The sequence below is a fragment of the Canicola haemoglobinophilus genome, from assembly GCF_002015075.1.
GTDB classification, from domain to species: domain Bacteria; phylum Pseudomonadota; class Gammaproteobacteria; order Enterobacterales; family Pasteurellaceae; genus Canicola; species Canicola haemoglobinophilus.
In genome coordinates this window covers 34,177-59,594 of sequence record NZ_MUXZ01000041.1, presented here as the reverse complement: position 1 = coordinate 59,594, position 25,418 = coordinate 34,177, and the positions used below count along the sequence as shown (strand labels likewise).

Below are 25,418 nucleotides of genomic sequence, written 5' to 3'. Positions count from 1 at the left end.
GAATGCAGTGGAATCGCTTAATAGTGTGATTCGTCGTGTAATTAAAAAACGCAATGTGTTTCCAACGGATGATTCCGTATTCAAAGTAATTTGGCTTGCGATGAAAGATGCCTCAAAAAAATGGACAATGCCGATTCAAAACTGGAAACTGGCGATGAATCGATTTATGATTGATTTTGGTGCTCGCCTAGACGAGCACCGTTAAGTTGAAATGGGTGTTTACACAGAATTTGGGATGGGGTCACTATAGGCGAATATTGACTATTCGCCTTTTTTAATGCGCATTGTTTTGTAAATGAGTTCAACCACTGTTTGAGCTTGCATTTTTTCCATAATATGTGAACGATGAACTTCAACTGTTCTGATAGATATATTTAAGGCTTCCGCAATTTCTCTGTTGATATAGCCCTTTAATAATAAATACAAAACTTCTAATTCTTTGCTGCTAAGTTGCTCATAACATTTTTGGATTTTATATAGCTCATAGTTATCCGCTGTTTTTTTGCTAGCAATCTTTATTGCAGATTGTAACTGGTTAAATTGCATAGGTTTTTGTAAAAAATCGACCGCACCTAATTTGAGTTGCTGCACCGCCATTTCAATATCACCATGCCCCGTCATAATAATGACTGCAAAAGGGCTATTTTGTTGCTGTAAAAATTGATGAACAGCCTTCCCATCTAAATGGGGCATTTTCATATCTAATAATAAAATCCCAGGTTCAAAGATATTCACTTCCTGTAGAAATTGTTGACTATTAGACCAAGTTTTCACTTTATAACCTGCCTGCTCTAATAAAAAACGAGCAGCATCAAGTATCATTACATCATCATCTAGTAGGTGAATATTCATGTTATTTTCCTTTAGATTGCAATATTAAAGTCACTTCCGCTCCTGATTGATCTTCTCTATTTGCTAATTTTATATCGCCATTCATAGCTTGAATTAAACGCTGACATAATACCAGTCCTAAACCTAATCCTTGCGTTTTGCTTGTGCGGAAAGGAACAAAAGGGAAATCTAATTCTACTTGTTGAAAACCAGTTCCATTATCTAAAATTTTTATTTTAAGTTCTTTTTGTTCTTTATCTACTATGACGTTTATTATTGAGGCCTGTGCCTGTAGAGCATTTAATAAACAATTACAGAGAATTTGTTCTAGTATCGTTGCTTGAATTTCTACATCAATATTTGCGGCACAAACTAAATTTATTTTGCACTTATTATAATGTTGCAATGTAATAAATTGCGTTACTTTTTGTAGTAAATGTTTGAGATTAATTGACTCAATATTTTTATTATGTTTCCCTTTTGCCCAATTCATTAAATTATGAATAATCTCCGCACTTCTATCCACTTGTTGCAATATTTTATCCAAGACAACTTGCGTTTGTTGATTTTGATTTTTGTACTTAATACCTTCAACATACATTCTGATGGCTGTAAGCGGTTGATTAATTTCATGTGCTATTCCTGCCGTCATTTCGCCAAGAATGGAAAGCCTATCTGCTTGTATTAATTGCTGTTCATATTGTTGATGTTGCTGATAGGCAAGTTGTAATGCTTTACTTTTTCTATGTATTTGAAAATTAATCCAGCCATAATTAACTAGTAAAATCAGGGCTATGCTAATGATGACTAGTTGATATTGCGAGAACCAATATTTAATTGTTTGCCATAGATTTTGTTTAGGATGTTTATATAACTGATGTAAGATTTCATCTGTTTGATTTGTTAAATAAGGGGGTGTCCATTGTGGGAGATGATTAGGTACTTGATTAAGCAATAAAGTTACTAATTTTGATGCTAATTCAGTTGGAACTTGGGGCATGGCTGCTAATGACCAATTAGGGAGTAATAAAGTACTTGCTAAACAGCCAACATTATTGTTTTTTCCCGCCAATAAACGAAAATTCTCCGATTTAATTTTTCCCTCTTCTACTAGTTGCTCAAAAATACAGACAGGCACAATAGCAGCATCAACCTTTTTTTTCTCCAATAAAAATAATGTGTTGTCTACGGGGAAACCCGTAAAAACTAAATTGAAGTCTTTATTTTCAACCAACCCTTGATTATATAATTCGTTATATCCTAATAAGAACCCCCCAAATGCTTTCTTTCCTACCGCACTTATACGTTTATTTTTTAAGTCTTTTAATTGATTAAACTGACTTTCATTACGAACGAAAATAGCACTACCAATTATTCCAGCGCTGTCATCTTGTATTTGTCTAGAGGATTTTAATGTCACTAACCAGCGTACATCTTTATTATTTAAATAAAAAAACTGTGCTTGATTACTTAAAATAAAATCGACTCCCTGTGCTTGTTCGGTTTCTAAATCATTTAAATCAAGAGTCACTAATGAAAATTGAATTGACTCGTCAAATTGTTGATTTAACCAATCAATCCAAGGTTGCCAACGTTCATGTGCTTCAGTGATTCCCCTTTGAGCTAAAATGCCTATTTTCCAATGTTGTGAGAAAGCCAGACTCGGCAATAAAGCTATGATTAAGATAAAAATTTTCAAAAAATGACCGCACTTTTTCACTTTATTTCCTTTTGTTGATGAAGATCAATATTCCCATGCTTTTTATGTGGAAAACCACAATGGTTTTTTTATCAAGATTTCTTAACAATACGCTAAATGAGGTAACAACTCAATTTTGTTCAAAATTTTATTTGTAAGTGGGAAGATTAAGCATTGTTCATACAATATTAATGATCAGCATGCGCAATCTTTGTTAGATGTAGGAGTAATTATGCAAATAAGTAAAAGAAATTTCTTAAAAAACTTATCGGCATTAACAGTGGGGCAAGCCTTTATCCCATTTTCTCAAGCTGAAACAAACTTTCAGCCAGACAGAAGAGATGGAGATGAAAACCTTCGTTATGCCATGTTAGTTGATCTACGTCGTTGTATTGGCTGTCAAGCCTGTACAGTCAGTTGCTCCGTAGAAAATCAAACACCTCTTGGTGAATTTCGTACGACAGTTCGCCAATATGAAGTGACCAATGAACAGAATATTACTAATAATGTTCTGCTCCCTCGTTTATGCAATCATTGCGATAACCCTCCTTGCGTGCCAGTTTGCCCTGTACAAGCGACCTATCAACGTAAAGATGGCATTGTTGTAATTAATAATGAACGTTGTATTGGTTGTGCTTATTGTGTACAAGCTTGTCCTTATGATGCTCGTTTTATTAATTCAGAAACGAAAACTGCAGATAAATGCACTTTCTGTACTCATCGCTTAGAGGTTGGCTTATTGCCTGCTTGTGTAGAAAGTTGTGTGGGTGGTGCTCGTATTATTGGTGATTTACGAGATCCAACAAGCACTATTAGCAAAATGATGAATGAATTTAAAGAGGAATTAAAAGTATTAAAACCAAATGATGGCACTATTCCACATGTATTTTATCTCGGTTTAGATGATGCTTTTGTGAATGAAGTCAATGGTCAACCGATGCTCTGGCAAGGTAAGGAGAAAACAGAATGATAATTCGTGAAATCTTAGTAGAACCTCAAGCAATCGCATGGCTACCATGGGCAGTCAGCTACTTTTTCTTTATTGGCTTAGCTTGTTGCTCTGTTTTGACCGCACTTTTCTTTCATTTCATAAAAAAATCACGCTTTGAACTAATTGCTCTTAGCTTGGCTTTAAGTTGTGCCATTGTTGCGCCCGTAGCCTTAACTGCAGATTTACATCAGCCTGCTCGCATCATGAATTTTTATTTAAATTCAACAATATGGTCTTGGATGTATTGGGGTTCGTGGTTTTTACCACTATTTGTATTCTCTGTTTTGGGCTATTTTATTTGCTCATTGTGTCAAAATATACAGATTCAATCTATTCCTAAATATTTTCACTGGCTTTACTGGGGAAAATTCAATATTCATTTCGCAAAAATCGTTTTTGTCTGGTTTTCTCTTGTCATGACAATATTGATTTTAATGTACACAACAATGGAGGTCTTTACTGTACAAGCTCGCCCTTTATGGCATCAACCTTGGCTTTTGCCTCTACTTATATTTAGTGCATTACCTGTGAGTTTGTCAGTTTGTCATTATTTTATGTATCAAATTGGTGCACTCAGATATTTTACTATGGCTAGTTTATTAGGGTTAATAGGATCTATCTGGGGAATTTATTTATTCTCTGAACAAACTGCTATTCACTTAATAAAGCTGTGGCAAATTAGCTATTCCCCAACACTATTGTTGTTTGGAATAATTCTGTTATTCGTATTATTGTTATTACCTAATTCAACTTTGATCAATTTATTACGAATATTGACCGCACTTTGTGTTGCTTGGCTTACTCGTTGGATTTTATTAATTGAAGTACAGCAAATCGCAAAATACAACGCCTTGGTAAATCCATATAACTTGAATTGGAGCGTAGATGGATTAATTGGCATTATCTCTGTATTTAGCTTGTGGTTATTGGTAGGTATTACTCTTTGGCAATTACTATCTCATACATTATTGCAATCAAATTGGGAGAGAAAAAATCATGAATAAGCAAAGACGTAATTTAGTGAAAGGGGCTTTGGCTACAACCGCCGCTACAGCTTTTGTTGTGGGCTACTCTCCTAAAGTAAAAGAAATTGCAAAGGGCGTAATTGAATGTTCTTCAGGACAAAAGACAATTGACCCTATTAATGGAAATTCTTTATTGCCAGAATATCAAGTAAAAGAAGGAAATTTATTAACCAATAGCCAGCAAATGGTCTGTAATACTCAATGTATGGGGTGCTGGACTTTATGCGGTTTACGTGTTCGAGTAGATTTAGAAAAAAATAAAGTATTGCGTATTAATGGTAATCCTTATCATCCTCTTTCTTCCGATCATTATCTTGATTACAACCAATCTATTAAACAAGCTGAATTAAGCGTAGCTGGAGAAAATGGCTTGCAGCAGCGCTCTACTGCTTGTGCTCGTGGCGCTGCATTTTTAGAAGGAATTAATAGCCCTTATCGCATTACCCAGCCACTTAAACGTGTCGGCAAGCGTGGAGAAGGAAAATGGCAAACTATCAGTTTTGAGCAATTAATTGATGAAGTGGTAAATGGTGGCGATTTATTTGGTGAAGGTCATGTTGATGGATTAAAGGCAATTCGTGATTTGCAAACTCCAGTAAATGATAAACACCCAGATTTCGGGGCAAAAGTCAATCAGCTTATGGTCACTTTCGCAGGTCCTGAAGGAAGACAGCCTATTCTCAAACGTTTTGCCAATAACAGCTTTGGCACTATCAACTTTGCCTCTCATGGTTCTTTCTGTGGCTTATCTTATCGTGCTGGGTCTGGTGCATTTATGAATGACTTCGCTAATAATGCACATGCTAAACCAGATTGGGATAATGCAGAATTTATCTTATTTATGGGAACATCCCCTGCTCAAGCGGGAAATCCATTTAAACGCCAATCTCGTCAGCTTACTAAAAAGCGTACAGAGGATAATTTTGAATATGTGGTAGTAGCTCCTCGTCTAGAACTGACCTCCACTGCAGTACAAAATAAAAATCGTTGGGTGCCAATTATTCCAGGAACAGATCTTTCTTTAGCATTAGCTATGTTGCGCTGGATAATTGAAAATGAACGTTACAACAAAGATTATTTATCTATTCCAAGTGAAGCTGCAATGCAACAAGCAAATGGCGTCAGTTTTTGTAATGCAACACATTTATTTATTGCCGATCCAACACACAAGCTCTATGGTCAAGCAATTAGAAACTTCCATATATCAGATTTAGCAGAGCCAGAAAAGCCGAATGACAATGATATTTTGGTGAAAGATCAGCAAACAGGCGAAGTCATCACTGCAAAAGACTGTCAAAGTGCGGTGCTTTTTGTGGAAGAAATGTTGACTCTCAAAGATGGTTCACAGGTTTTAGTTAAATCCGCTTTACAATTGTTCAAAGAGTCGTGCTTTTCTTATTCCATTGCACAATATTCAGAGCAATGTGGTGTACCTGTTGAAACTATTATTCAACTCGCCAAAGAATTTACCTCTCATGGTCATCGTTCCGCTGTGATTACCCATGGTGGCACTATGCACAGCAATGGTTTCTATACCGCTTGGGCGATATTGTTACTCAATGCCATGGTCGGAAATATGAATAAAAAAGGCGGAATGAGTATGAGTGGCGGTAAATTTAAAGATTTTGCCGCTGGTCCTCGTTATGATCTTGCTACTTTTCCAAACATGGTTAAACCAAAAGGAACCAATTTAGCTCGTAGTAAAAAAGCCTATGAAAAATCCAGTGAGTTTAAACAAAAAGTGGCTCAAGGTATTTCTCCATACCCTGCTAAAGCTGCTTGGTATCCTTTTGTCGGTGGGCAGATGTCAGAAATGATTACTTCTGCTTTACAAGGCTATCCATATTCCTTAAAAGCTTGGATTAATCATATGGGAAATCCAATTTATGGAATGACAGGTATTCATCATATAACTGAAGAAAAATTAAAAGATCCGAAAATCTTACCGCTCTTTATTTCTATCGATGCCTTTATGAATGAAACTACTGCACTTGCTGATTATATTGTGCCTGATACTCATAACTTTGAGAGCTGGGGATTTACTACCCCTTGGGCTGGCGTACCGACAAAAACCAGTACCGCACGTTGGCCTGTAATACAATCTCCAAATGAAAAAACAGCACAAGGCGATACTATTTGTATGGAAACCTTTATTATTGCTATCGCTAAAATGATGCAATTACCTGGTTTTGGTGAAAATGCAATTTTAGACAAACAAAATAATGCCTATCCATTACATCGTAGCGAAGATTTCTTTTTACGTGCTGCGGCAAATGTTGCTTACGATGGGAAACAGCCTGTGCAAGATGCCACTCAGGAAGATTTATTATTAACAGGTGTCCAGCGTTTGATGCCTAGTTTACAGCAAGTTTTAAAACCTGAAGAAATCAATAAAGTAGCAACAATTTACTGTAAAGGTGGACGCTTTGCACCTCATGGTAGCGCATGGCAAGAAGATAATATGCAAGCTCGTTGGAAAAATTGTTTGCAAATTTGGAATGAAAATGTCGCAAAAGCCAAACATGCTCAAACGGGTAAAAATTATCATGGCTGTCCAACTTATTTTGAAGCTCAATTTGCTGATAATAGTACAGTTGAAAGTCATTACCCTAAAGCAAATTGGCCATTTAAATTAATGTCTTTTAAATCTAATTTAATGAGCAGTATCACAGCGCCTTTACTGAGATTGCATAGCATTAAACCTAATGGCATTGTAGCGATTAATCAACAAGATGCTGATGAATATGGTTTGCGACATGGTGATCTTGTGGAATTAAACACACCAGGTGGACAAGCCTTTGTTCAATTAGTGGTAATGAATGGTGTGATTAAAGGCACTATTGCTATTGAACATGGTTATGGACATAAACAATTAGGTGCGACAAGCTACACAATTAATGGCAAATTAATTGAGGGAAATGAGCAGATTAAATCTGGAATTAATATCAATGATCTTGGTTTGTTAGACAGTACTAAAGAAATTGTTTCCCCATGGGTTGATTGGGTATGCGGTTCTGCAGTTAGACAAGGCATCCCAGCTAAATTGGTCAAAGTTGCTTAAATAAAAAGTAATTGGAAATACGAAAAAGTCCCGAAATATAAAAGGATTTCGGGACTTTTTCGTTATGTCGTTAATCGACTTTAGAAGCGATAATCAATAGAAAATCTCATGGTACGACCAGGTGCAGTATTTAATCCCATGTTATTGGCATCTAAATAATAACGGTTGAACACATTATCGATGTTAAATAACAATTTTAGATTTTTATTCACTTGATAATTCACATAAATATCCACTAAAGAATAAGCATTCCAATCAATACTTGATGTATTTACAAAGCGATAAGCACTGTTTACTGGAACAAGTCTTTTACTGTAATAACTATATCTTGCACCAATATCTAGAGTTTCATTTAACCAACGAGATCCAAGGGTCAGATTTAGGTTTAACTTAGGTGGAATTTGGTTATTCAAATTACTACGAAATACCTCAGTATCACATCCTCCATATTTCAAATCACCTTGGTGAGGATATAAGCAGAATTTTGCATCAGTATAATAGCTACCTGCTAGTTTGGTATAAAAGCGTTTCATATCAAATGTGCCCGCAAATTCAACACCTTTAAACTGTGCTGAAGCAATATTAGATGTTTGTGCTTTTCCATCTTTATTTGTGGTTCTTGCCAGATAATCTTCAATAAAATTATCAAAATAAGCTAATTTAAACCCAACCACATTGTCAAAATGACCTACATTTTCAAAAAATGCATTAATACCAACTTCCCAGCTTTTCGTTTTTTCAGGTCGTAATGCTTCTAAATTATTACTCGTTTCTTGCATACTCCAACCTCTTGTACTTTGAAAAAGACTTGGAGAACGTATGGCTTGAGCATATTTTCCATAAATTTGGATCGCATCAATTGGTTTATAAGTAAGCATTACAATAGGGCTATAACCATCTGTTTTGACTGGCTTTTGAACTTGTTCAACATACTCAGGTGGATTTGAACCTACTATCTGCTCTTTTTTTACTTTATTATCTTTACTAACACTTTTGGTATAGCGTAAACCCAAGTCCACAGTTAGCTTTTTAAGCACTGGATAATTTAAAGAAACAAATAGATTTTTTTCATCTTTTTCGCCATCTCTTACATACAATGGTGCAATCGCATTTTCAGGGTAACCTTTAGCTTTTACTCTAGCTTGGGCATCTTTGGGCATACCAATAGTTTCTTTGGTATAACCCATACTGTAAGTTAATTTCAGCGGTTTGTTGTTCAACTCAAATATAGAAGTATTTTTTAAGCTAAAGCCTTTCTTTCTATAATCCGTGAAATGTGCATGACGGCTATCTAATGAATAGCCATATTCTTCAATAAAAGGCGTAAAGTTAGAACTATCTACTTTGTTATAGTAGCCGTTCAGTTGCAAATTAATGTAAGGCGATTTTGGATTATATTGATAAGAAAGCGTATAGTTATCGACTTTCACTTCCGTCCCTTCGCCTTGCAAGGCACCAAAAGCTCTAAAATTCAGAATTGAACTCATTATTTCACCGAACTGACTATGGTAGCGATTATAACCAAGTCCTAAGCGGTGATCTTGATTATAGAAATTCACTTTAATTAAATAAGTGCGGTTATCTTGGGAAGTGTTTAAGGCCTCTTCTCCAGCTCGATATAATGTACTGTTGTTGTCTTTTAAGGTAATTTTTCCTACATCAACATTTTTGTAAAGGCGAGTAAAACCAGGGGCGGAATAACTATCTAGATCATTATTGTCTTTATCGTCTTGAGTAAGTTCATTTATTGAATTTCTCCCTAGTTTAGATAAAGCAATGGCAATATCTTGTCCTTCAAGATTTAAGGTTTCATCTCTTTCAATTTCATGACCAATAATTTCTGGTAATTTACCATGACGCCCTACAAAATAGTTACCTTGTTTTTTTCTTGCATAGGCTAATACTACATCTGCATGTTGCCATTGTTTTGCCAAAGCCAAACTCATATTGTAAGAATTGAACTGCGGTTTATGACTAGAATAACGAGCATTAGGTTGATAAGTCTGTTTTTCGCAAATTTTTGCAGCATTTTTACGGCAACTATGAATATATTTAACGTGATAACCACCTTTAGTATAATTCGCTGGAGGAGAAACCGTATTATCCATCGTACCTAAACGAATTCTCACGCCCCAATCTTTACCTTCTGGAATAATGTCTTTGACGCCAATAGTTTTCATTCGCACTACCCCTCCAATTGCACCCGTTCCATCACTTTCTAAAGAAACGCCTTTCTCTACTTCAACATTACTGATTAAATCAGGATCAATATAGGTACGAGTTGATGAGCCTGCGTAACCTTGCCATGAAGGAATAGCTTGTTCCGAATTATCCACAATAACAGGAACACGACCTTCATTAGCAATACCTCGGATATTAATAGATAAAGCACCACTATTACGTTTATTACCCACGATAACACCAGGTACGCCCGAAAGAAAATCACCAACTGAACTACCACGCAAATTGGCTATATCTTTATCGCTTAGATAAGAATAAGAACCAGGTTTAATATAGGTTTTTAAATTTTCATTATCATAAGATAAGGATAAATCTTCGACACGAATTTCTTCTAATTGAGAAGTGGATTTATTAGCTGCTATTGCAATTGTTGGTACAAGACTTGCAATAACAAAAGTTTTAACAACAAGTTTCTGCATTTTTTCCTCGCTTACATAAAATAAATTATGTCGCTTATTTTATATGAACGAGAATTATTATCAATTAATTAATAGTTTAATTCCTCAACCCCATTCCACGGCTAATCAAGTAATATGCTAAGCCATAAAGTGCGGTAATAAATAAGGCTAAAACGACAAAAGTGTAATGAATAGCAATATCGCTTACACCTAGAAAACCATATCTAAATCCATTAATCATATAAACAATAGGATTTAATTTAGATAAGTGTTGCCAGAAAGTAGGCAACAACGAGATAGAATAAAAAACACCACCAAGGTAAGTTAATGGCGTTAAAACAAAGGTTGGAATAATGCTTATATCATCAAAAGAGCGGGCAAAAACTGCATTAATTAGTCCACCTAAAGCAAATGTTGCTGTCGTCATAAAAAGTGTCAATGCAATAATCAGCCAAGAATGAATTGTCAACTCAATAAAGAACATAGAGACGGTTGTCACTAAAGCTCCAACACATAATCCTCTAGCTACTCCACCTGCCACATAACCTAAAATAATAATATGTGAAGATGTTGGCGAAATAAGCAACTCTTCTACATTCTTAGCAAATTTCGTGCTGTAAAAGGAGGAAGCAACATTGGCAAAGGAGTTCGTCAATGCCGACATCATAATTAGTCCCGGCACGATAAATTGCATATAACTAAAGCCATTCATTTCACCAATTCTTGAACCAATTAATTGTCCAAAAATAATGAAATAAAGTGTCATTGTAATTACAGGTGGCACTAAGGTTTGCACCCAGATACGAGTAAAACGGCGAATTTCTTTGGTTAAAATTGTTTTAAATGCAACCCAAGCTAACATTATTTTTCCTCTGTTGTTTTTGGTTTATTTAATGCTATAGAAACAAATAGTTCCTCTAAGCGATTAGCCTTATTGCGCATACTTAATACGCTAATTCCTTGTTCGCTTAATTGAGAAAAGAGTTGGTTTAATCCTTGCCCACGCTTAACTTCAACTTCAATTGTTTGTTCATCGATAATTGTGACATTGTAATGATTTATTTGTAAGGAGGAGCTAAAAGGCGCTAGATCTAAAATAAAAGTTTCCGTTTCTAACTGTGATAACAAAGCTTTCATTGAAGTATCCACAACAAGCTGACCTTGTTGAATGATGCCAATATGACGACATAAATTTTCCGCTTCCTCTAAATAATGAGTCGTGAGAATAATCGTTGTGCCTTGTTGATTAAGCTCTTTTAAAAAAGCCCACATAGTACGGCGAAGTTCAATATCCACGCCTGCCGTTGGCTCATCTAAAATCAATAATTTAGGGTTATGCATTAATGCTCGTGCAATCATCAAACGACGTTTCATCCCACCAGATAAACGCATTGCTTGCTGATCTTTCTTTTCCCATAAATCTAATTTTTTTAGCCATATTTCAGAACGTTTCAACGCTTCTTTACGCTCAATACCATAATAGCCAGCTTGATTAACTAAGATATCCTGAATTTTTTCAAATTGATTAAAGTTAAATTCTTGTGGTACTAAGCCAATATGCTGTTTTAACTGAGATAATTGATGATCCAAGTCATAGCCAAACACTTTTACTGTTCCGCTTGTCTTATTCACTAAAGAACTAATAATGCCAATTGTGGTGGACTTACCTGCCCCGTTATGCCCTAACAAAGCATAAAAATCCCCTTCTTTTACATTTAGATCTATGCCAGACAGCGCTTTAACGCCATTTTTGTATTCTTTGGTTAGTTGTTTAATTTCTAGCGCTAACATTTATATTCTCGTTACATCAAATTTACTCAGGTCAATTCTATCTTCAGTTTGATAAAAGTTTGCTAAAGCCTTACGCAAAGTTTCTGCTCGTTTTGGCAAACCTTTCTGCGCATAAGTTTTAACTTGTTCATAAACTGCCAATTTAAAAGGTTCAGTATCACCAGGATTGCCATTCAAATTATCACTACTAGCAAAATAACGAAATCCTGCTGCCGTTGCCAAAATCCACTCTAATGCTTGAGGTTTCACTTCAACTTGCTCAAATTCACGCTGTCTTTCTGTTGAACGTCCATCAGGTTCATACCAATAACCAAAGTCCTCTAATTTCCGCCGTTCTTTTCCAGCAACAAGCCAATGCGCGATCTCATGCAAAGCGCTACTATAAAAGCCTCGAGCAAAATAAATTGCGTTATAAGGACAATCCTCATTTGCAGGAACATAAAGCGGCTCATCGCCACCTTTCACTAATTTTGTATTATATTCTTGCTCAAAACATTGATTAAAAATGGAAATAATATCTTCTAATTTATGTTCCATAGGAACTCCAAAGTGTAACTAAAATTAACAACAAAGCGGACAATATGTCCGCTTTAGAAAAACTTATTTTAATAGAAAGTGATGATTTATCCAACCCAAACAAATTTGGCGATAAAGAGTAATGAAACTACCCAAACAGGCGCATTAATTTCTTTCCAACGACCAGTACAAACTTTCATAACGCAATAGCTAATGAAACCAAAAGCAATACCTTCCGTGATTGAGTAAGTGAACGGCATCATTGCCGCAGTAATAAAGGCAGGGGTTGCTTCTGTTAAATCATCCCATTCAACTCGAATTAAGCTAGATGCCATTAAAATCCCCACATAAACTAATGCACCTGCTGTTGCATAAGCTGGAACCATAGCTGCTAATGGAGAAAAGAAAATAGTAAGTAAGAACAGTAGTCCAACAACCACCGCTGTCATACCTGTACGTCCACCAACAGAAACACCAGCACCACTTTCAATATAAGTACTGATCGCAGAGGTACCAATATAAGAACCAGTTACCGCACTAATACTATCAACATATAGCGCTTGTTTCATTTTAGGAAAACGACCTTGTGCATCACTAAAACCTGCTTTGTCAGTTACGCCAAGTAATGTGCCTGAGGAGTCAAATAAATTGACTAATAAAAATGAGAAAATAATACCTAAAAGTGCGGTGTCTAATGCGCCTAAAACATCTACTTTCCCAACCACTGCACCAAGGCTTGGCGGCATAGAAATAATGCCATTAAAAACAACAGTATCATCAAAAGCTAATGCTAGTGCAGTGATTGTCACAATAGATACTAAAACCCCAGAATAAATATTACGCGCGGCTAAAACAACAATAATGAAAAAGCCTAAAACGCCCATTAATACTTGTGGATTATGTAAATCGCCAAGCGCAACTAAAGTAGCAGGATTTGGTACAACTAACCCCATGTTTTTAAAGCCAATTAAGGCAATAAAAAAGCCAATTCCCGCACCAATACCAACACGCAAACTCAGTGGAATAGATGCCATTAACCAATAGCGAATTTGAAAAATAGTTAATAAAAGTAAGCCAACGGATCCCCAGAAAATTGTCCCCATTCCAATTTCCCAAGAATATCCTAATTTACCTACGACAACATAAGCAAAAAAGGCATTCAATCCCATCGCTGGCGCAAGCGCAATTGGTAAGTTACTGAATAACCCCATCGCAATAGTACCAAATGCAGCAATTAAACAAGTTGTAACAAATACAACCTGTTTATCCATTCCAGCATCACCTAAAATCGATGGGTTAACAAAAACAATATAAACCATAGTAAAGAATGTGGTAATTCCAGCGATGATCTCTGTTTTTGTTGTAGTATTTTTTTCATTGAACTTAAAGTATTTTTGTAGAAAAGATTGATTTTCCATTATGTGTGTTTCCAAATTAATTTAATAACCAAAATGAAAAACATGAGAGAGGTGTTTTTCGTGCAGAGTTTAGCAAAGATCTTATTTTTTAGCGACGAGATTTTAGAAAATTTATAATGACTTTTTCTAGCAGTCATCTCTTTAAAAAAACTAACCCCGAACATTGTCGGGGTTAGCTATTTTTATAAATTAATTATCTTAATTTTTGTACTTCTGTAACTTCTAACTCAGCATTTCTACCAATATCTTTATCAACAATGCCGATTAAACGAATTTTATCTTGAGATGAAACATCAACACCACGCCAAACATGTTCATCAATTTCTACTTTGATTGTTGCAGTTCCATCAGTAAAAATAAATTCATCTTCATCAATTTGTCTTTGAATGTTTCCTTCTAAAACGATAACGCTTTTATCTTTTGCAGATAATGCTTTTGATACAGAAATCACATTTGCACCTTGGCTAACTGCTGGGCTTTGTTGAAAACCAGCCATTGCAACAGATGATGCGAATAATAAAGTTCCTAATAAAGTTAATTTTTTCATAATAAGCTCCTAAGATTAAAAAATAAATTGTATTGTCTCTGTGACGGCGCACATTATATTGAGAGAATATTAAGAAAATCTTAAGCTCGAGAAATATTTTCCAAATAAATGGTTAGTTTGTTACAATTTGCCCGCTTTATTTTTAAATAAAACTGGGAATATTTATGTCTTATATTATTGATATTAATGAACAAAATCTAACAAGTATTTTACAAAGTTCTGCTCAAGCACCTCTCGTTTTAGTTTTTTATGCCTCAAGTGATAAAACTTCTTTAGAATTTACCGCTCTTTTAACTCGCTATGCCGAAAAATATCAAGGTCAATTTTTATTAGGGAAAGTTAATTGTGAAACAGAGCAAATGATCGCAGCACAATTTCGTATTCAGGCTTTACCAACCACTTATTTATTCAATCAAGGTCAGGCATTCGATGCATTCCAAGGACCTTTAGATGAAATAACGTTACAACAACGTTTATCTATTATTTTGCCAAAGGAAGAAGAAATTAAATTTAATCAAGCCTTAAATTTATTGGAGCAAGAACAATATGATGATGCTCTACCTTTGCTTAAAGAAGCGTGGGAATTATCTGATAAAAAAAATAGTGATATTGCTCTACTCTATGCCGAAACCTATATTGCAATGAAACGCATTGAGCCAGCGCAAGAAATTTTAAATAAAATACCTTTACAAGATCGTGATAGTCGATGGCAAGGCCTAACCGCTCAAATTGAGCTTTTAATAAAGGCTGCCGATACACCAGAAATTCAACAATTACAAGCTGATTTTGCGAAAAATCCAACCGCAGAAATTGCTTTAAAATTAGCTTTGCAATTGCACCAAGCTAATCGCAATGAAGAAGCTTTAAATTTACTTTTTGATATTTTGAAACAAGATCTTAATAGCTTAAATGGTGAAGTTAAACAGCAATTTTTATCTATTCTAGCGGCTATTGGTAACAACGATCCTATAACCAATAAATATCGTCGTTTGTTGTATTCACTATTATATTAATCAATCCACTAAATAACTTAGGACTTTTTATGCGCACTTCTTACATAACTTAAAATGGGGGCTGTTTACTCTTATCGAGGGAGATTTTATTAGCCAGTTTGCTAGAACCTATGGGGAATGGTCAGAAGTTGAAGTAAGCTTTTTTCATTCAATCTTAAGCAATGATAGTAATGTAATTGAAGTTGGTGCAAATATTGGCATGCATGCTGTTCCTATTGCGAAGAAAATTCCACAAGGCAAGCTCTTCTGCTTTGAACCCCAACGTATTATTTTCCAAACTTTATGTGCCAATCTAGCCCTTAATAATCTTACTAATGTACATGCATATAATCAGGGAGTAAGCCATGAACAAAGTCTGATTGAAATTCCATCATCAGATTATAATACGGATTGGAACTATGGCAGTTTTTCTCTTGATAAAGGTTTTGATACTGAGAATAAATTTGAGGGAATTATACATAAAGAATATATTTATCTAACAAGCATAGATAATCATCCAGAAATCCAAAAACTTCCTTCATTAAAACTACTCAAAATTGATGCTGAAGGCTTTGAATTAAATGTTTTGCACGGTGCAAGATCAACAATTGCTAAATACCTTCCTGTTATTTTTGTTGAAGCACATATTCATCAATCTCAAGAATTAATCCATTATTTAAATGCGTTAGATTATGAATGTTATTGGTTTATTTCTGATCGCTATCAAGAAAATCGGCACTTAAATGTGCCGATTTTCCTATTATTCACTGACTATTCGCCTAACAAGCTCAACTCACGTTTTCTTACTTGTTGTTTTAAAATTTCAACAAATTCTTCCACGCTAAATGTGCCTAAATCTGCGCCTTTACGCGTACGCACAGCGATTTTACCTTCAGCAATTTCTTTATCACCACAAACGAGCATATAAGGAACTCGGCGTAAGGTATGTTCACGGATTTTGAACCCAACTTTTTCATTACGTAAATCCGCTTTTGCACGTAAACCGGCATCAGACAATTGTTTTACCACTTTTTGCACATAATCTGCTTGGCTATCTGTAATATTCATTACAACAGCTTGAGTTGGTGCTAACCATGCTGGGAAGAAACCTGCGTATTCTTCAGTGATAATACCGATAAAACGCTCTATTGAACCTAAAATCGCACGGTGGATCATGACAGGTGTACGGCGAGCATTATCTTCTGCTACATAAGTCGCATCTAAACGTCCAGGTAAAGCAAAATCTAACTGAATTGTACCGCACTGCCATTCACGATCTAAGCTATCTCTTAAAGCAAACTCAATTTTTGGTCCGTAAAATGCGCCTTCCCCTTCTTGAATTTCATATTCAAGACCATTGTGTTTAAGGGCGTTTGCTAAACCTTGTTCAGCACGATCCCACATGGCATCTTCGCCAATACGTTTTTCCGGACGTGTAGAAAGTTTGACAAAAATATTAGTAAAACCAAATGTACTATAAATGTCATAAACCATTTTGATACAGCTAGTTACTTCAGACTCAATTTGATCTTCAGTACAGAAAATATGTGCGTCATCTTGGGTAAAGCCACGCACACGCATTAAACCATGCAATGAGCCTGATGGTTCGTTACGGTGACAAGAACCAAACTCCGCCATACGAATTGGTAAATCACGATAAGATTTTAATCCTTGGTTAAAAATTTGAACGTGTCCAGGGCAGTTCATTGGCTTAATCGCATATTCTCTATTTTCTGATTGTGTAGTGAACATTAGATCACCATAGTTTTGCCAGTGACCTGTACGCTCCCAAAGTACACGGTCCATCATAAATGGGCCTTTTACTTCTTGGTAATCGTATTCTTTTAATTTTGTACGCACAAAGGTTTCAAGTTCACGGAAAATTGTCCAACCATCGTTATGCCAGAACACCATTCCCGGTGCTTCTTCTTGCATATGATATAAATCCAATGCTTTACCAATTTTACGATGATCGCGTTTTGCTGCTTCTTCTAAACGATGTAAATAATCTGCTAATTGTTTTTTGTCAGCCCAAGCCGTACCGTAAATACGTTGTAGCATTTTGTTATCGCTATTTCCACGCCAGTATGCACCAGCCACTTTCATTAATTTGAAATGATGACAGAAACGCATATTTGGTACATGTGGACCACGACACATATCAATATATTCTTCGTGATGATAAAGTGCTGGCTGATCATCTTTAGCAATATTTTCATCTAAGATCGCCATTTTGTAAGGCTCATCACGACTTTCAAAAGTATCTCTTGCTTCTTGCCAACTGACACGTTTTTTTACCACGTCATAATTCGTCTTCGCCAGCTCTAACATACGTTTTTCTAAAGCATCAATATCTTCTTGCGTTAAAGAGCGATCTAAATCAATGTCATAATAGAAGCCATTGTCAATAGTTGGGCCTATTGCCATTTTCACATTTGGAAAAAGCTGCTTGATCGCATGACCTAATAAATGCGCTGTTGAGTGACGAATAATTTCTAGACCGTCTTCATCTTTAGCAGTAATGATTTCCAAACTTGCATCTTCGCTAATAATATCGAAAGCATCACGGCGCTCACCATTCACACGACCAGCAATCGTCGCTTTGGCAAGTCCAGCACTGATTGATTGTGCAACTTCTAAGACAGAAACGGGATTATCGAATTGACGTTGTGAACCGTCAGGTAAAGTAATAATTGGCATTGTTAATCCTTATACAGTGGTAACCCATACGAAAGGTTACTTGTGAATTGAGTTAAACATAAAATAAAAAAGTGCTAAAAAAAGCACCGCACTTTTATTTATACCTACCCTGTACAATAAAAGTGCGGTGCATTTTATCAGAAATTTAGTAAAAAACGTATTATTTCCTTTATGTCATCAGCTAAAACTAAATAACTCTGTCTGAGTATAAATCAACCTTGCTTTTCTCTGCCATATTGACCAAATAATCTTGGATTTTAGCTGGATAAACCAAACCTTTTACACAGGTTAAATTGCGCAAAATTGGGAAGACAATAATATCCTCTAAGGAAAGTTTTCCATTGAGTGTTTCAGAAGATAATACAAGAGGCTCTAATGTTGCTAAATCTTGCTGAAGTTGTTGTAAATATTGTGCAGTATTTGCAAGGTTTTCATTGAACTCTCCGATACTTTCTGTTTTCTTTTTGACAAAATAATCCACCGCACTTTGTGTTGAATATTCTGGTAAATTAAGCTCAATGAAGCGAGGCATGGTCAGGCGATTATAATATTGGCTGACTTGTTTAACCCAATCATTAATTTCCGGACGAATATCAGAGGATAAAATTTTCTCTCCATAATGTTCATCAATATAATGCACAATATCTAAACTTTCTGGCATTGCTGTGCCATCTTCTCTAATTAAAATAGGTACAACTTTTTTACCAACTAAACTAATTGGCGTATCTTCATCATCATTTAAAAGAACAATTTTCTCTACATCAAGATTTTTTAAGCCAAAAATCATGCGTGCACGAACGCAAAATGGACAATGGTCATAAATATATAATTTCATTATTTTCTCCTGTTTTATCCTAGATGAGCGAGCTAATTTAGCTGATCTGTGACTTAATTTTCAAGCTGCAAACAAGATATTTATTAAAACTTGACGACTATCACAGAATATTGTTGATATTGATATTAAGATTATTATCCAAGCAAGTTGACTTGAATAATATCGGAGGAACTATGTGGAAATCTATTTCTCAAGTATTAGCGGAGCAATTTGGTGCTTATTATTTTATTAAGCATAAAGAGAAATTACATTCTAGTGAGATGAATGAAACTTGGCTAATTAATGATGATGTTCAATCTGTTTTTGTTAAAGTTAACGAAAAGAGCTATCGTTCAATGTTTCGTACAGAAGCAGAACAATTAGCACTTTTAGCCAAAACAAACTCTATTGATGTCCCCATGGTTTATGGTGTAGGTAATTCACAAGCACATAGTTTTTTGCTTTTGGAAGCCTTAGATAGCAGTCCCCTAAAGGAAGCTGCATTTACCTTATTAGCTGAGAAATTAGCAAAATTGCACCAAATACAAGGTCCTGATAAATATGGATTAGATTTTGATACCTGGTTAGGACCTGTTTATCAACCAAACGACTGGAATACAAATTGGGCTAAGTTTTTCAGTGAAAATCGTATAGGTTGGCAATTACAAATTTGTAAGGAAAAAGGGCTGATATTTGGAGAAATAGACGTAATAGTACAAGCTGTTGCAAATATTTTGAATAAGCATAACCCTAAACCAGCCTTACTACATGGCAATTTGTGGATAGAAAACTGTATTCAAGTTAATGATAGAATTTTTACTTGTGATCCTGCTTGTTATTGGGGAGATAGAGAATGTGATCTAGCATTTTCTGCTTTGTTTGAGCCCTTCCCAGAGAATTTTTACCAACGCTATAATGAAATATATCCATTAGATGAGGGTTATGCAGAAAGGAAATCTATTTATCAACTCTATTATCTGCTTAACTTTAGTCATCGTTTTTATGGTAGCCAACATAATTATGTTCATCTAACGCAAAAATTGGTTAATCAGATTTTGAATAAAAATAATCAATAAGTTATAAAAAATAAAGGGCATCAATAACGATGCCCTTAACTATTTAGAATAGATTATTTTTGGTAGTATGGCGCTGGACCTGTTGTACCACCTTTAATTTCGCCACCATTATATTGTTTCAACAATGTACCATATGCCGAGATCTCAACACGACGGTTTGGACGTAAACAATCTCTTAATGCTTTGCCAGACTCATTGTTACAAGCTTTAACTTGTTGTTTTTTACCATAACCAATCGCAGTAATATGAGCATTAACTCCTTGCTGGATCAAACGAGCTTTAACACGATCTGCACGACGTTGAGAAAGATCCAAGTTATAAGAGTCTGAACCTAAACGATCTGTGAATCCAGCAACTTTAACATCTTTAGCACCTGTCGATTTTAACTGTGCCGCAACGTTATCAACAACTTCAACGCCTTTAGCTGTTAACGTATCTTTATCAAAGTCAAATAGGAAGTCACCACTTAAGCTGAATGATGAATTTCCATTACAACCATTAGGGAACCAGTAGAAGTTTTGTGCATTCATATTTTTGTCAAATAAGATTTTGTATTGACAAATTTTATGCACACCATTTTCACGATAGTTAAAAGCATAATCCCATTCACGAACGCCATATAAGCCTTCTGCGAAGTGTGGACGACCTAATAGGTTATAAAGTTGATCTTTATTCATGCCACGCTCAACCATACGAACATTATCCCAATTTGGCCAAGAGCCAAATTGGCTACCATCATGATTGAATCTTGACTGATCAATTTTTGGCCATACTAAATTATCTGATGTTCCTTCATCGGTTACATTACTTAGGTTACCACAAGCAGCTAATGTTGCGACAGCAACAGTAGATAATACAAGACGTGATAGTTTCATTATTTTACCTTAATTTATAATAAGTTTTTTAAATTCATGCCAAATAGCTTAATTAGCTTAGCGCTTTTATTATTGCAATAATATTGTCGCTCTAAATTACGCCAATATTGCTCGAAATACTAATATCAAATAGTAAAAATGTAAACTAAATTTTGCTAACTTTTTGTCAAGTTTTGTAAAGAGTTACATGAAAGCTCGCTCGTTACGTTTTAACAAGCGTAATAGCATATTCGCCGAACTTTCTTCCGCTTGTTTACCTAATTTTTGAATAAGTGATTTCTTCATTACATATTTCACAGAAAGCACCGTTTTATCTTTAATTGCTTGCAATAATAAATCATCGCTTGTAGCAATTTCATCTACTAAATTTAACTCTAATGCTTGTTGACCAAACCAATGCTCACCAGTGGCAATTTTTTCAACATCCAAGTGCGGTCTATTTTGCGACACAAATTGTTTAAATAACAAATGAGTTTCTTCTAACTCTTGCTGGAACTTCTCTTTTCCTTTTTCGGTATTTTCCCCCAAAATCGTCATAGTACGTTTATATTCACCAGCCGTCATTACATCAACATCTACATCATGTTTTTTTAACAAACGATGAATATTAGGAATTTGTGCGACAACCCCAATAGAACCAATAATAGCAAAAGGCGCAGAAATAATTTTATCTGCTACACAAGCCATCATATAACCACCACTTGCTGCCACTTTATCAACTGCTACAGTTAACTTGATATTATGTTGTTTTAAACGAGCCAACTGAGATGCGGCTAATCCATAACCATGTACAACACCACCCGGGCTTTCTAAACGCAGTAAAACTTCATCATCCGCTTGAGCTGCTGCAATAATGGCACTGATTTCTTCTCTAAGTGCGGTGGTTTCTGAAGCAGAAATATCGCCTTTAAAATTCAACACAAAAAGATGAGGTTTCCGTTCTTCATTGATAATTTCGCCTTTTTTACGTTTAGCTTTTTCTTCTTTTGCTTTCATTTTATCGGCTTTTTTCTGGGCTTTTTCAGCTTGTTTTAGCGCGTCGTCGCTAAGGTGAAAATCTCGTAGTTTTTTACTATTATCTTCATACTCCACCGATAAATCTGTAATAACTAACTCCCCCACTTGATGTGATTTACGTTCTTTCAATGTCATAACCATCATCACGAACCCTGCAATAACTAACAAAATTGTGAGGATTTCTAAAATAAATAAGCCATAGCCCATGAATAATTCAGACCACATTTTTTCTTTCCTTATCTAAGTCAAATTACAAACTGGTTATCATAGCGAATTTATTTTAAAGTGCAATTTTATTGCTTATTATTTACTAATAGGAAACAATCTTTTTCTAAAATGCAACTTTACTTGAAAAAAATAGCTTTTATAATGCAACAGTCTTTATTTAACCCCATTCAAAAAGGAAAACACAATGAGCAATGTATTAGTATTAAAATCAAGCATCTTAGCTGATAACTCTCAAACCAATCAATTATCTAACTACTTAGTATCTAAATTAAACAACGCAAATGTTGTTGAGCGTGATTTAGCAGCAAATCCATTACCGCACTTTGATTTGACAGCAGTAAGTGCATTACGTGGCGAGCCACAAAATGATCAAGAAAAAGCACTATTAGCCTTATCAAACGAATTAGTAGATGAATTAAAAAATGCGGACACTATCGTTATTAATGCACCAATGTACAACTTCAGCGTTCCAACACAATTAAAAAGCTACATCAACTTCATCGCTCGCCCAGGTGTAACTTTCCAATACAGTGCAAATGGTCCAGAAGGTTTAGTAAAAGGCAAAAAAGCTATCGTATTATGTGCATTCGGTGGTTTCCACCAAGGTCAAGCAACTGACACTATCACTGCTTACTTAACAACATTCCTAGGCTTTATCGGCATCACTGATGTTCAATTTGTTTACGCAGAAGCTATCGGCTACGGTCCAGAATACATTGAAAAAGCACAAGCTGGTGCTAAAGCAAAAATTGATGAAATTGTAGCTACACTATAATTTACTCTTTTATACAAAATAATGGCGCAACTAAATACTGTGCCATTTTTTCATCTTTAAAATCCTCCAAAATTTTACTCTTTTTAATCGGATAAAATTGCTTCTATCCTGAGCAATACGTCTTCCACAATAAAATCTGGAACCTGCTCTTTACACTTAGCTTGACGGATTTTCCAATCTAAAGATTTTAACTGATGACAATGTACCGCACCTTGTGTATGCAAACCTGTCCCCATCAGGCTTACAACAGTGCCAAATGAACGAGAATGAACACCTTGTGAAATTGGACACACAAAAGCTAAACCTCGCTGATTAAATGATTTACTACTTACTACCAATGCAAAGTGGTTTCCCTTCATTTCTTGCCCGCTGGCAGGATCAAATTGTAAATGAATAATATCGCCACGTTCAGGTATATACATCAACTTTCCTCCAATCCCACATTGGATAATTCATCCCAAGCATCAACCCTAGGTAAATCTTGCGGCATTTCAGCTAATAAAGTTTTTAAATCATATTTTTTCTTTGGTTTTTCAGGACGTAGTACTAGACTGTTGTCAATAATCTCAGCAGAACAGAGATCGTTTTCTTTCAAATGTAATTGAGCCAAAATCGTTTGTGGTATGCGTATTGCTGCACTATTGCCCCACTTTTTGATACATAGTTGCATTTCACTCTCCTCCTTTTCAACCAAATGTAGATACATAATATAAACAACCAAATTAAAAAAACAAGACGTAATTTATTATCTAAGCATTTTAATTTGCATAAAATCATCATTCTTTTGGAATAATTCCTTTCCCCCTATTGACAAAAATATCCCGCACTAGTTTAATAGTACACAATTAAATATTGTCATAGAAAAGGAATTCATTATGCCTTCTCCCTTTATTGAAGTATTCACTCAACAAGTCCCTTATTACAAAGATCCTACGGCAATTTTTGCCACGCTTTGTAAGCAACAAGCTCATACACTTTTATTAGAAAGTGCGGAGATTTCTAGCAAAAATAGTTTAAAAAGTTTATTGCTAGTCAACACCGCCGTTAAAATTTCTTGTTTAGGTAACAAAATTACATTTAAGGCATTAAGTAATAATGGCAAAGTGGTATTACCTCTTATTCAAGAACAATTACAAACAAAAGCACAAATCCTCTCCAGCACTGAGAACAACTTAGAAATTGCAATTTACCCGCTTAATTCAAATCTTGATGAAGACAGCAAATTACAAGCTACAACGGTTTTTGATGGCTTACGTTGCTTGACTGATCTTTATGCTCAAGCGTCAACGCCCATTTTTTTAGGTGGATTATTTGCTTATGATTTAGTGGCTAACTTTATCCCAATGGAAAATATTCACTTAGAAGATGATGGATTAACTTGCCCAGATTATGTGTTTTATTTAGCAGAAAATTTATTGGTGATCGATCATCAATTACAACAAGCGACTTTGCAATCCTTCTGTTTTCAGGCTCAAGAGTTGAAGAATGTACAAAAAAGTGCGATAGCAATTTGTCAAAAACTCACAAAAATTGAACCGCACTTAAGCATTACAAACGCCAGCACAGAAGTACGAACCAATCTAGAAGATGAAGCTTTTAAAGCTATTATCAAGCAACTAAAACAACATATTTATATGGGCAATGTTTTCCAAATTGTGCCTTCTCGCCGCTTTATGTTGGAATGTCCCAATACGCTAGCGAGCTATCGCCAATTAAAACAAAACAATCCAAGCCCTTATATGTTTTTTATGCAAGATGCAGACTTTACCTTATTTGGTGCATCTCCAGAAAGTGCATTGAAATATAATCCAAAAAATCGCCAAGTGGAAATCTACCCCATTGCTGGTTCTCGTCCTCGTGGATTTGATCAGCAAGGAAATATTGATCCTGAATTAGATGCTCGTTTGGAATTAGAATTACGTTTAGATAAAAAAGAACTTGCTGAACATCTTATGCTAGTTGACCTTGCACGTAATGACATTGCCCGAGTAAGTGAAAGTGGTACAAGACAAGTCAAAGATTTAATGCAAGTGGATCGCTATTCCCACATTATGCACCTTGTTTCTCGAGTTGTTGGCAAATTGCGCCCTGAGCTTGATGCGCTTCATGCTTATCAGGCTTGTATGAATATGGGAACCCTTACGGGTGCACCAAAAATCAAAGCAATGCAATTAATTTATCAAGTAGAAAAACAAAAACGTCACAGCTATGGCGGTGCGGTAGGATATTTAACATCTGACGGTCATTTTGATACTTGTATCGTTATCCGTTCTGCTTTTGTACAACAAGGTATCGCCTATATTCAGGCTGGTTGTGGTGAAGTTTTAGATTCTGATCCGCAAATGGAAGCTGACGAAACTCGCCATAAAGCCAAGGCGGTAATTAATGCAATTCTACAAACCAATGCGCAAATCTAAGGACAG

The 25,418-nt window shown here is 35.4% G+C and carries 22 protein-coding genes and 1 pseudogene; 9 read left to right on the top strand and 14 right to left on the bottom strand.

All coding sequences use genetic code 11. From position 1 onward, the window contains the following. On the top strand, positions 1-205 hold a 205-nt coding region (locus B0186_RS10120; protein WP_143411942.1), incomplete at its 5' end, for a transposase. A gap of 56 nt (positions 206-261) precedes the next feature. Here B0186_RS10120 and B0186_RS10115 read toward each other — a convergent pair. Both B0186_RS10115 and B0186_RS10110 read right to left on the bottom strand, forming a co-directional pair. Further along, complete coding sequence (locus B0186_RS10115; protein ID WP_078219254.1) at positions 262-852, bottom strand: response regulator; 591 nt, start codon at positions 850-852, stop codon at positions 262-264. A 1-nt stretch (position 853) separates the two neighbouring features. Beyond that, complete coding sequence (locus tag B0186_RS10110) at positions 854-2,551, bottom strand: sensor histidine kinase (protein ID WP_078219253.1); 1,698 nt, start codon at positions 2,549-2,551, stop codon at positions 854-856. A gap of 211 nt (positions 2,552-2,762) precedes the next feature. Here B0186_RS10110 and ttrB point away from each other — a divergent pair, with 211 nt between their 5' ends. From ttrB to B0186_RS10095, 3 genes are read left to right on the top strand one after another with little or no spacing between them, the layout of a single operon-like run. Then, a complete protein-coding gene (ttrB, locus tag B0186_RS10105) occupies positions 2,763-3,500 on the top strand; it encodes a tetrathionate reductase subunit TtrB (protein ID WP_078219252.1) in 738 nt (245 codons plus the stop codon). After that, a complete protein-coding gene (nrfD, locus tag B0186_RS10100) occupies positions 3,497-4,525 on the top strand; it encodes an NrfD/PsrC family molybdoenzyme membrane anchor subunit (RefSeq protein ID WP_078219251.1) in 1,029 nt (342 codons plus the stop codon). The genes ttrB and nrfD overlap by 4 nt, the downstream gene beginning before the upstream one ends. Further along, positions 4,518-7,607 (top strand): tetrathionate reductase subunit A, encoded by a 3,090-nt coding sequence (locus B0186_RS10095; protein WP_078219250.1) that lies wholly within the window; start codon positions 4,518-4,520, stop codon positions 7,605-7,607. Before nrfD ends, B0186_RS10095 begins: the two co-directional genes overlap by 8 nt. A gap of 80 nt (positions 7,608-7,687) precedes the next feature. On the opposite strand, the gene B0186_RS10090 is transcribed toward B0186_RS10095, so the two are convergent. The 6 genes from B0186_RS10090 to B0186_RS10065 all read right to left on the bottom strand — a co-directional run bounded on the left by B0186_RS10090 (position 7,688) and on the right by B0186_RS10065 (position 14,518). Next, positions 7,688-10,267 (bottom strand): TonB-dependent receptor domain-containing protein, encoded by a 2,580-nt coding sequence (locus tag B0186_RS10090; RefSeq protein WP_078219249.1) that lies wholly within the window; start codon positions 10,265-10,267, stop codon positions 7,688-7,690. A 76-nt stretch (positions 10,268-10,343) separates the two neighbouring features. Next, positions 10,344-11,108, bottom strand: coding sequence for an ABC transporter permease (locus tag B0186_RS10085; protein ID WP_078219248.1), 765 nt, complete (start codon positions 11,106-11,108; stop codon positions 10,344-10,346). Beyond that, positions 11,108-12,037 (bottom strand): ABC transporter ATP-binding protein, encoded by a 930-nt coding sequence (locus tag B0186_RS10080; RefSeq protein ID WP_078219247.1) that lies wholly within the window; start codon positions 12,035-12,037, stop codon positions 11,108-11,110. Before B0186_RS10080 ends, B0186_RS10085 begins: the two co-directional genes overlap by 1 nt. Further along, positions 12,038-12,574, bottom strand: coding sequence for an elongation factor P hydroxylase (locus tag B0186_RS10075; protein WP_078219246.1), 537 nt, complete (start codon positions 12,572-12,574; stop codon positions 12,038-12,040). It lies immediately after the preceding gene. A gap of 86 nt (positions 12,575-12,660) precedes the next feature. Then, positions 12,661-13,971: an NCS2 family permease gene (locus B0186_RS10070; RefSeq protein WP_078219245.1), complete on the bottom strand. Its 1,311-nt coding sequence runs from the start codon at positions 13,969-13,971 to the stop codon at positions 12,661-12,663. A gap of 193 nt (positions 13,972-14,164) precedes the next feature. Next, positions 14,165-14,518, bottom strand: coding sequence for a YgiW/YdeI family stress tolerance OB fold protein (locus B0186_RS10065; protein WP_078219244.1), 354 nt, complete (start codon positions 14,516-14,518; stop codon positions 14,165-14,167). A 164-nt stretch (positions 14,519-14,682) separates the two neighbouring features. On the opposite strand from B0186_RS10065, the gene B0186_RS10060 reads away from it, so the two are divergent. Together B0186_RS10060 and B0186_RS12060 are read left to right on the top strand one after the other, a co-directional pair. After that, entirely contained in the window at positions 14,683-15,531 is an 849-nt protein-coding gene (locus B0186_RS10060; RefSeq protein ID WP_078219243.1) for a co-chaperone YbbN, read from the top strand. Positions 15,532-15,592: 61 nt separating this feature from the next. Continuing rightward, a pseudogene (locus B0186_RS12060) lies at positions 15,593-16,195 on the top strand (FkbM family methyltransferase); the annotation flags it as partial. Positions 16,196-16,281: 86 nt separating this feature from the next. On the opposite strand, the gene thrS reads toward B0186_RS12060, so the two are convergent. Both thrS and grxB read right to left on the bottom strand, forming a co-directional pair. Continuing rightward, positions 16,282-18,210, bottom strand: coding sequence for a threonine--tRNA ligase (thrS, locus tag B0186_RS10050; protein ID WP_078219242.1), 1,929 nt, complete (start codon positions 18,208-18,210; stop codon positions 16,282-16,284). 187 nt (positions 18,211-18,397) lie between these two features. Then, the gene (gene grxB / locus B0186_RS10045) at positions 18,398-19,045 is read right to left on the bottom strand and encodes a glutaredoxin 2 (RefSeq protein WP_078219241.1); all 648 of its coding nucleotides are present in this window, start codon (positions 19,043-19,045) and stop codon (positions 18,398-18,400) included. 173 nt (positions 19,046-19,218) lie between these two features. On the opposite strand from grxB, the gene B0186_RS10040 reads away from it, so the two are divergent. Then, positions 19,219-20,100, top strand: coding sequence for a fructosamine kinase family protein (locus B0186_RS10040; protein WP_078219240.1), 882 nt, complete (start codon positions 19,219-19,221; stop codon positions 20,098-20,100). 53 nt (positions 20,101-20,153) lie between these two features. Here B0186_RS10040 and B0186_RS10035 read toward each other — a convergent pair whose 3' ends face one another. Together B0186_RS10035 and sohB are read right to left on the bottom strand one after the other, a co-directional pair. After that, on the bottom strand, positions 20,154-20,975 hold the full coding sequence (locus tag B0186_RS10035) for an OmpA family protein (RefSeq protein ID WP_078219239.1): 822 nt from the start codon (positions 20,973-20,975) through the stop codon (positions 20,154-20,156). A gap of 183 nt (positions 20,976-21,158) precedes the next feature. Beyond that, positions 21,159-22,217 (bottom strand): protease SohB, encoded by a 1,059-nt coding sequence (gene sohB, locus B0186_RS10030; protein ID WP_078219238.1) that lies wholly within the window; start codon positions 22,215-22,217, stop codon positions 21,159-21,161. A 187-nt stretch (positions 22,218-22,404) separates the two neighbouring features. Here sohB and B0186_RS10025 point away from each other — a divergent pair, with 187 nt between their 5' ends. Then, complete coding sequence (locus B0186_RS10025) at positions 22,405-22,995, top strand: FMN-dependent NADH-azoreductase (protein ID WP_078219237.1); 591 nt, start codon at positions 22,405-22,407, stop codon at positions 22,993-22,995. A gap of 83 nt (positions 22,996-23,078) precedes the next feature. Here B0186_RS10025 and B0186_RS10020 read toward each other — a convergent pair whose 3' ends face one another. Then, entirely contained in the window at positions 23,079-23,417 is a 339-nt protein-coding gene (locus B0186_RS10020; protein ID WP_115072918.1) for a type II toxin-antitoxin system PemK/MazF family toxin, read from the bottom strand. Then, complete coding sequence (locus tag B0186_RS10015; protein WP_078219235.1) at positions 23,417-23,665, bottom strand: AbrB/MazE/SpoVT family DNA-binding domain-containing protein; 249 nt, start codon at positions 23,663-23,665, stop codon at positions 23,417-23,419. Before B0186_RS10015 ends, B0186_RS10020 begins: the two co-directional genes overlap by 1 nt. A gap of 205 nt (positions 23,666-23,870) precedes the next feature. Here B0186_RS10015 and trpE point away from each other — a divergent pair, with 205 nt between their 5' ends. Beyond that, positions 23,871-25,412 (top strand): anthranilate synthase component I, encoded by a 1,542-nt coding sequence (gene trpE / locus B0186_RS10010; RefSeq protein WP_078219234.1) that lies wholly within the window; start codon positions 23,871-23,873, stop codon positions 25,410-25,412. The last annotated feature ends 6 nt before the right edge of the window (positions 25,413-25,418 follow it).

Coding starts and splice junctions, on each gene's coding strand:
- B0186_RS10085 (WP_078219248.1), bottom strand. CDS start 11,108: ATGTTAGCTTGGGTTGCATTTAAAACAATTTTAACCAAAGAAATTCGC.
- grxB (WP_078219241.1), bottom strand. CDS start 19,045: ATGAAATTATATATTTATGACCATTGTCCATTTTGCGTTCGTGCACGC.
- B0186_RS10115 (WP_078219254.1), bottom strand. CDS start 852: ATGAATATTCACCTACTAGATGATGATGTAATGATACTTGATGCTGCT.
- B0186_RS10075 (WP_078219246.1), bottom strand. CDS start 12,574: ATGGAACATAAATTAGAAGATATTATTTCCATTTTTAATCAATGTTTT.
- B0186_RS10070 (WP_078219245.1), bottom strand. CDS start 13,971: ATGGAAAATCAATCTTTTCTACAAAAATACTTTAAGTTCAATGAAAAA.
- ttrB (WP_078219252.1), top strand. CDS start 2,763: ATGCAAATAAGTAAAAGAAATTTCTTAAAAAACTTATCGGCATTAACA.
- B0186_RS10025 (WP_078219237.1), top strand. CDS start 22,405: ATGAGCAATGTATTAGTATTAAAATCAAGCATCTTAGCTGATAACTCT.
- B0186_RS10035 (WP_078219239.1), bottom strand. CDS start 20,975: ATGAAACTATCACGTCTTGTATTATCTACTGTTGCTGTCGCAACATTA.
- B0186_RS10065 (WP_078219244.1), bottom strand. CDS start 14,518: ATGAAAAAATTAACTTTATTAGGAACTTTATTATTCGCATCATCTGTT.
- B0186_RS10080 (WP_078219247.1), bottom strand. CDS start 12,037: ATGTTAGCGCTAGAAATTAAACAACTAACCAAAGAATACAAAAATGGC.
- B0186_RS10020 (WP_115072918.1), bottom strand. CDS start 23,417: ATGTATATACCTGAACGTGGCGATATTATTCATTTACAATTTGATCCT.
- trpE (WP_078219234.1), top strand. CDS start 23,871: ATGCCTTCTCCCTTTATTGAAGTATTCACTCAACAAGTCCCTTATTAC.
- sohB (WP_078219238.1), bottom strand. CDS start 22,217: ATGTGGTCTGAATTATTCATGGGCTATGGCTTATTTATTTTAGAAATC.
- B0186_RS10095 (WP_078219250.1), top strand. CDS start 4,518: ATGAATAAGCAAAGACGTAATTTAGTGAAAGGGGCTTTGGCTACAACC.
- nrfD (WP_078219251.1), top strand. CDS start 3,497: ATGATAATTCGTGAAATCTTAGTAGAACCTCAAGCAATCGCATGGCTA.
- B0186_RS10040 (WP_078219240.1), top strand. CDS start 19,219: ATGTGGAAATCTATTTCTCAAGTATTAGCGGAGCAATTTGGTGCTTAT.
- B0186_RS10090 (WP_078219249.1), bottom strand. CDS start 10,267: ATGCAGAAACTTGTTGTTAAAACTTTTGTTATTGCAAGTCTTGTACCA.
- B0186_RS10060 (WP_078219243.1), top strand. CDS start 14,683: ATGTCTTATATTATTGATATTAATGAACAAAATCTAACAAGTATTTTA.
- thrS (WP_078219242.1), bottom strand. CDS start 18,210: ATGCCAATTATTACTTTACCTGACGGTTCACAACGTCAATTCGATAAT.
- B0186_RS10015 (WP_078219235.1), bottom strand. CDS start 23,665: ATGCAACTATGTATCAAAAAGTGGGGCAATAGTGCAGCAATACGCATA.